This is a genomic window from Streptococcus sp. DD11 (assembly GCF_001578865.1).
Lineage (GTDB): Bacteria > Bacillota > Bacilli > Lactobacillales > Streptococcaceae > Streptococcus > Streptococcus panodentis.
Map to the genome: position 1 here is coordinate 97651 of NZ_KQ969394.1, position 6795 is coordinate 104445.

The following is a 6795-nucleotide window of genomic DNA, read 5'->3' on the forward strand; positions in this document are numbered from 1 at the left end:
TGCGGACTCGGAACAGCAGGCACAGCCGGATCTGGCTGCATCGGCTGGCTCGCAGCAATAGGAGCTGACGAGACTGGGGCTGTCCCCTGCGAATCCGGACTAACGGTCTCTGCGGCCGGATGTTCTGCCGCTTTCTGCGCTGGCTGCGGTGCCGGAGCCGCTGGCCGCTCTGAATCCCTCAGAGCCTGCAAATCGTCGGCTGTAAAGTAGCCCAGATAATCATAGCCTTCAATCTGGCGAACCCCCTTCTGCAGATTTTCAGCTGTCGCTGCAGCAGCGCTGTGATTGTGCAGATTGAGCTCTTTATTTTCCAAAGCCAGCGCGTGGACAGGCAGAAAGATGCTCTGACCCAGCAGCCCCAGCAAAAGCAGGCCTTGCATGGCTTTTTTATTTTTCTTTGAAAAGACAGCGACTGCCAGCAGAGCCGCACCTCCCAGTGCCTCCAAGGCAAAGAGGCCGGTCTGGCCGGTCAAGGGCAGACTGGAAGGCTGCTTGCGGTAAATCAGGTAATAATGCTGATTGTTTTTTACTTCCTCCGGCAGACCCTGCCTAATCAGACGCTTTTCCTGAAGCGTCAGCTCATTTTCAGCAATGTACTGATAATGGACCGGTACAGAAGCGCTGAGACTGACCTCTTCCTGCGCCGCAACTTTTTGGGCCGGCAGAAAGGCAGCAAAAAGGAGGGCACCAATCATAACCGGTCCCACTCCTACAGACAGTTTGCGGACTGAATACTTTTCAACCCGCTCATTCTCACTCCTAAAACTCTTCATCCTAAACTTTTTCCTTTTATCCCTTTCTTATTTTATCTTCCAGATAGGCAGCTCTGACTCCGCCAATCAATTTAGGGCGGCTGGCCAAGGCGGTGACATGGGCAGCTCCCACTGCCTTCAGAGTCGGCCTGACAGGTATCTGGACATGCTTGACGTGCATGCCAATCGCTGTATCGCCAATATCCAGCCCCGCCTGAGCACAGATAAACTCCACCTCCACGGGGTCCTGCATATACTCAAAAGCCGCCAGCTGGCCGCTGCCGCCGGCGTGCAGGGTCGGCAGAACATTGACAATTTCCAGCGCTTTCCTTTCAGCCAGTTCCCTTTCAACGACCAAGGCCCGATTAAGGTGTTCACACCCCTGAACAGCCAGAAAAATCCCTCTTTCCTGCAATCTATCCAGCAGTGTCCTGACAATCACCTGCCCAACCTCCAAACTGGAATTCCGTCCGATATGACCTCCTAACACTTCACTGGACGAGAGTCCCAAAACAAAGATATCGCCGGGCGACAGCGCTGATTTTTCCAGCACATCCAGCAGGATGGCTTCCGTTTGGCTTTTAATCTCCTGTAAATCCATCAGGTCTCCTTCTATCGCTTAGAACACCGGAGAAAGTATTGACCTTTCTTTTCTGCTGGGACTGCAAAACAAGATAATTGTACCACAGAATCCTTAGATTTAAAAGCAGATTGCTCCGATTTCTTTCAAAAAAATGCAAATTGTCCAAAAACATTGGCAGCGCTTCCTTTTTCGCACTGCCAGGCAAAGCTCAAGCTTTCGCGCTCAGCAGCATACCGCTCCGTCTCACAGCTGTTTGGGAAACAGCCTGTATAAAAGGAGGCCGACAGCCAGCCCGAAAGCATTTTGCAGAAAATTGGGCAGCAGGTCCGGCAGAGCCGCTCCGACACCAAACATGAAGACAGAGGCCAGAGCATAGCCGCCAACCATAGAGACCGTCGCAAGCAGCAGCCCCAGATAGCGATAAGGAGCTTTGAAGCCGGCAAAGCAGCCCTGAGCGCCGTGAATCAGCAGACTGTAAAGCATCCACTGAGGATAGCCGCTGATCAAATCAACCAGAAAAGCAGACAACGCTCCGACCAGCGCCCCCTCTTTTTTCCCAAAATAAAAGGCTGTAAAGAAAATCCCCGCATCCAAAAGCGTCAGAAAGCCAGTCGGTGTCGGAATTTTCAGGAAGCTGCCCAGCACTGCGGACAGGGCTGTCAGCATAGACAGCAGGATCAGTTTTTTGACAGGATTATGTTTCATACTGCAGTACCCCATATTGGTCAGATTGCTCAATCGCCCGGTAAACGAACTGCTTAGACAGCTTCACGGCTCCCAGGACCGACTCGCCCAGCAGCAGCTGACTGGCAATGCTGGAAGCAAATGTACAGCCTGCGCCAGTGTTATTGCTGGCAAGCACCGGCGACTCCAGCAGCTCAAAGTTCCGGCCGTCATAGTAGAGGTCAAGCGCCCGCTCCTTGTCAAAACGATTGCCGCCCTTAATGACCACATGTTTGGCTCCCAGCTCATATAAGGCCTGAGCCGCAGCTTTCATATCATCTAAGGTCTGGATGCTTTTTTGGGTCAATAGCTGAGCTTCTGCCAGATTGGGTGTAATGATGGTGACATAGGGGAAGAACTTCAGCAATTCCTCTCTTACAGCACTGACCTCTGAATCATGATGTTCCTTGCAGACCAGAACCGGATCCAGCACTACCAGCAGATCCGCCCGTTTTTTGACAAAGTCCAGAGCCTGCCCGGCTATCTCCAGATTGGGCAGCAGGCCCAGTTTGATAGCCGAAAAAGGGACATCCTTGAGACTGGCCAGCTGCTGAGCAAAGACCGGCCCATCCACCGGAATGACCTCAAAGCCCTGCTCGGTCACCGCCGTCAGACAGGTCACCGCCACAAAGCCGTGCAGGCCATTGACCGTATAAGTAGCCAGATCGGCATGAAGGCCGCCGCCGCTGAAAATATCGTTGCCCGACAGGGACAAGATCAGTCTATTCTTCATAATGAATCTCCTTGAGATAAAGTCCATTGGGCGCCGCCGTCGGCCCCGCCAGATGGCGGTCCTTTTCTGTCAAAATCCGCTCCAGCTGCTCCGGCGGCATACGCTTGTTTCCAATCTTGAGAAGTGTCCCGACCATATTGCGAATCTGCTTATAGAGAAAGCCATTGCCTGAAAAAGTGAAAACCAAAAAATTGCGGTCGGAATCAAATACCAAACTGGCCTCTGTAATGGTGCGGACCTTGTCCGCCACGCTGGTACCCGAAGCTGTAAAGCCGGTGAAATCATGGGTCCCTTCCAGCCACTTGATGGTCTCCTGCATCAGGCTAATATCCAAAGGGTAAGGGTAGTGGGTTGCATAATGCCGCATCATAGGGTTCTTCGGCCGGCCAATATCTACCAGAAACTCATAGGTCTTGCTGTGCTTATTATAGCGAGAGTGAAAGTCCTCGGTCACTCGCTCCACGCGGATAAAATCAATGTCCTCCGGCGTCTGGGTATCCAGCGCAAAGCGCAGCTTTTCCTCATCCCGCTCCTCCGGCAGATCAAAATGAATCACCTGCCCCAGGGCATGGACTCCGCTGTCGGTCCGTCCCGCCCCGTGAACCACGACAGACTGGCCTTTATTGATCCGAGTCAGAGTCTTTTCAATCTCTTCCTGAACGCTCCTAGCATGGGGCTGGCGCTGAAATCCGGCAAAACCATGCCCGTCGTAGGAAATAGTAGCTTTGTAACGTGTCATGATTTTATTCTAGCAGGAAAAAAGGCCGGCCGCAAGGCAGAAAAACCGCTACTGTCTGGGGACAGTTCAAAGCTAAGTAAAAACGATAAATTCCCTGACTCCAAATCCGAAAAATGCTATAATAAAAGCAGATAAACTGATTATTATAGAAAGACTTGTCGGCTGCAAGCTCCAAGAGCCTGACAGATGATAGAAAGGAGACGTCTATGAACAAGAGGACACTGAACCAAGAAGAAATCTCCCAAGAATACGGAATAATTGCCCGGAGCATCGCTCCCATCGGCCTTATGATGGCTGTCTTTAACACGGCCTATTCGCTCTGGTTTGGCTTTGCCTGGGGAATTGCCGGCTGGATAATCTTTGCCTTAACAGCCATTTGCAACATTTATATCCTTTGCAGCAGTCTGAGTAATATTCGCCATGCCAGGCAGTTCGAGGCTCATGAAACGGAGGACAGCAGGCGCATCGGCAGACAAATGGGCATCCTGTCTGGAATCAGCTACAGCAGCATCTGGATTCTGGCTATCATCCTGCCTTTTTTCCATGGAGAGAAATATATCTTCCCCATGCTAACCATGATTATCGGCCTGCATTTTATCCCTCAGGCCAAGATTATGAATCGGAAAATCGACTACCTGACAGCTCCTTTCCCCATTGTTTCTGCCGGAATCGCCTTTTACTTGGCATTTTCGACAGAGACAGACTGGCTGTCTCTCGCTGCCCTTGCAGCTGTCGGCGGAGCCATTGCCACCCTTATCTACGGATTTTATATGCTGGATGCTTATCAGAAAGCCGCTGCCCAGTATCAGGTTCCTTATCCGTGAAATGATTCTTGCTAGGAGGCCCAATATGGAAAAGGACAGTTCTTACCAACTCAACCAGCAAGGTTTTCTCTATAAGGCTGCTGCCATTATCATCGAGCAAGGGACAGTTGCCTTTATGACCAATCCAGACGAGGATTACTACTATCCTCTGGGCGGAGCTGTACAACTAGGTGAAAGCTCAGAAGCTGCTGTCAAACACGAAGTACTCGAAGAAACTGGACAGGCCTACAAAATTGACCGCCTACTCTTTGTTCATGAAAATTTTTTCAAACCAGATAGCGGATAATTGGCAGGATTGAACTGCCATGAGATTTCTATCTACTATCTGATGGCATCCAAAGGGCAACAGTTCCCCAGCTTTTCGGACGATGAGGCAGTCGAGTGGATAGCAATTGATAAAATTCGGAACTGCCCTGCCTTTCCTAACTTTTTACCAGATGTATTGGGGAAGATGGAGCAAGGTATACAACATATCGTCACAAGGACAAATTAAAAGAGCAGCGCTAAACTGCTCTTTTCTTATTGTTTTTAAATTACAAATCATCCAAGGCATCTTTCATCTTATCAAAGAAGCCTTTTTTCTTAGGATTTACACTGATATTGCCAGCTGCCGCAAAGTCCTTGAGAGCTGCTTTTTGTTTGTCATTGAGGCCGGTCGGCGTTACGACATTGACCGTGACAAACTGATCGCCCATGCTGCCGCCTCGCAGATTTGGCGCTCCTTTCCCGCGCAGGCGGAAACGTTTGCCGGTCTGGGTGCCTTCTGGAATATTGAGCTCCACATCGCCGTGAACTGTCGGAACTTCTACACTGTCGCCCAAAGCTGCCTGAACGAAGTTGAGGTTGAGCTTATAGTAGATGGTGGCACCATCACGCTCAAACTTGTCGCTCGGATCTACCTGGACAACGACATAGAGATCGCCGTAAGGACCGCCGTTAAAGCCGGCCTCCCCCTGACCGGACAGCCGAACCTGCTGACCGGTTTCAACACCGGCCGGGATTTTGACAGTAACGCTGTGGGCGCGTTTTTCATGACCGGTTCCATGACAGGTTTCGCATGGACTTTTAATTTCTTTTCCGCGGCCGTGACAGACATCACAGGTTACCTGACGGCGCATCATGCCAAGCGGCGTCTGGGTATCCACATTGATGACACCAGCACCATGACAGCGGCCGCAGGTGACAGGGCTGGTGCCCGGCTTAGCTCCTGAACCAGCACAGGTATGGCAAGTCGCTTCGCGGTTATACTTGATTTCCTTTTCAGCGCCAAAGACAGCCTCTTCAAAGCGGAGATTGACCCGATACTGCAAGTCATCTCCCTGACGAGGAGCATTGGGATTGCGGCTGGCGCCGCCGCCAAAGAAGCTGGAGAAGATGTCTTCAAAACCGCCAAAGCCAGCGCCATCAAAGCCACCGAAACCGCCTGCTCCGCCGCCAAAGCCGCCGTTAGCTCCGGCCGCTCCGTATTGGTCGTAGGCTGCCCGTTTTTGCTCGTCGCTCAGGGTCTCATAGGCCTCCTGGACTTCCTTGTATTTATCTTCCGCTCCCGGTTCCTTATTGATGTCCGGGTGGTATTGTTTTGATAATTTCCGATAGGCTTTCTTAATCTCGTCCTGCGACGCATTTTTAGAAACACCTAGACGGTCGTAATATTCTGTGTTGTTCATATAAGATACCAAGACCGTAAAATTCGACTGGAAAATAGGAAATCTGACGACGGAGCGATGCTCCTAGGAAGATTTGTCTTTTTCCCGAGAATTTAGGTCGGGTTCAATTCCTTTCTAAAATTAATTGGAGATATGAAAGGACCGTAGCCCGTGTTCGATTATGCGAACACGCTTGTTCCTTTCTTTAAATTTGCGGAAAGAAGCGAGAATTTAGCTTGATTCCTTCCAATTATATTAGGACAAGTTCCTTAAGTGGCAGGGTCGTCATGAAACGGCTAGCCGTTTCATGACTAAATTTTGAACCTAAAGTTTCAAAATTTCCCTGTCAGATAACAAGGTTTGTTATCTGACTTTTGCCACAGCGGACTTGTCCTTTTATATAACCTTGGTTCAGATCTTTCTTAGCTCTTTACCGAAAAACAGAGGCTGGGCTGCAACCTCTGGATTTCTTATTACGTATTTTCTAAAAAATAGAATAACCTTTGTTTATCAATACTCTTCATTCTCTTCTTTCTACTATCAAGATACAAAAGCTCTATTACGAATAATGCCGTCAAAGCCGCTGCAATCAAGAATGCACCAATTACATTATCTACCCCTGTAGTAATAGCAGCAAGATAAACAGCAACAGAAGGAAAGAATATTGAAAAAACTATATTAGTCAGCAAATCTAAGTTTGCTTGGCGAATTCTTTCTTCAGAGAAAATTATCTCTTTATACTCGTCTAACAAATTAGGTGGAATATTTTTAATAAAATTCTTTGCTTCCTCCAAA

The 6795-nt window shown here is 49.5% G+C and carries 9 protein-coding genes; 2 read left to right on the forward strand and 7 right to left on the reverse strand.

Annotated elements, in window-relative coordinates:
- The 5 genes from STRDD11_RS06405 to truA all read right to left on the reverse strand — a co-directional run.
- On the reverse strand, positions 1 to 773 hold a 773-nt coding region (locus STRDD11_RS06405), incomplete at its 3' end, for a YSIRK-type signal peptide-containing protein (RefSeq protein ID WP_128836836.1).
- A gap of 16 nt (positions 774 to 789) precedes the next feature.
- Complete coding sequence (locus STRDD11_RS06410; RefSeq protein WP_128836502.1) at positions 790 to 1353, reverse strand: TIGR01440 family protein; 564 nt, start codon at positions 1351 to 1353, stop codon at positions 790 to 792.
- A gap of 225 nt (positions 1354 to 1578) precedes the next feature.
- Positions 1579 to 2040 carry an ECF transporter S component gene (locus tag STRDD11_RS06415; RefSeq protein ID WP_128836505.1) on the reverse strand — a complete coding sequence of 154 codons (462 nt, stop codon included), beginning with the start codon at positions 2038 to 2040 and terminating at the stop codon, positions 1579 to 1581.
- Positions 2030 to 2791, reverse strand: a complete 762-nt coding sequence (locus STRDD11_RS06420; protein ID WP_128836507.1) for a bifunctional hydroxymethylpyrimidine kinase/phosphomethylpyrimidine kinase — start codon at positions 2789 to 2791, stop codon at positions 2030 to 2032. Before STRDD11_RS06420 ends, STRDD11_RS06415 begins: the two co-directional genes overlap by 11 nt.
- A complete protein-coding gene (gene truA / locus STRDD11_RS06425) occupies positions 2781 to 3530 on the reverse strand; it encodes a tRNA pseudouridine(38-40) synthase TruA (RefSeq protein WP_128836510.1) in 750 nt (249 codons plus the stop codon). Before truA ends, STRDD11_RS06420 begins: the two co-directional genes overlap by 11 nt.
- Positions 3531 to 3736: 206 nt before the next feature.
- On the opposite strand from truA, the gene STRDD11_RS06430 reads away from it, so the two are divergent.
- Positions 3737 to 4354 carry a hypothetical protein gene (locus STRDD11_RS06430; RefSeq protein WP_128836512.1) on the forward strand — a complete coding sequence of 206 codons (618 nt, stop codon included), beginning with the start codon at positions 3737 to 3739 and terminating at the stop codon, positions 4352 to 4354.
- Positions 4355 to 4379: 25 nt separating this feature from the next.
- Entirely contained in the window at positions 4380 to 4640 is a 261-nt protein-coding gene (locus STRDD11_RS14290; protein ID WP_241209346.1) for an NUDIX hydrolase, read from the forward strand.
- 247 nt (positions 4641 to 4887) lie between these two features.
- Here STRDD11_RS14290 and dnaJ read toward each other — a convergent pair whose 3' ends face one another.
- Both dnaJ and STRDD11_RS06445 read right to left on the reverse strand, forming a co-directional pair.
- On the reverse strand, positions 4888 to 6021 hold the full coding sequence (gene dnaJ, locus STRDD11_RS06440; RefSeq protein ID WP_128836514.1) for a molecular chaperone DnaJ: 1134 nt from the start codon (positions 6019 to 6021) through the stop codon (positions 4888 to 4890).
- A gap of 452 nt (positions 6022 to 6473) precedes the next feature.
- Positions 6474 to 6795, reverse strand: a 322-nt coding sequence (locus tag STRDD11_RS06445) for a hypothetical protein (RefSeq protein WP_164828414.1), incomplete at its 5' end; no start/stop codon positions are given.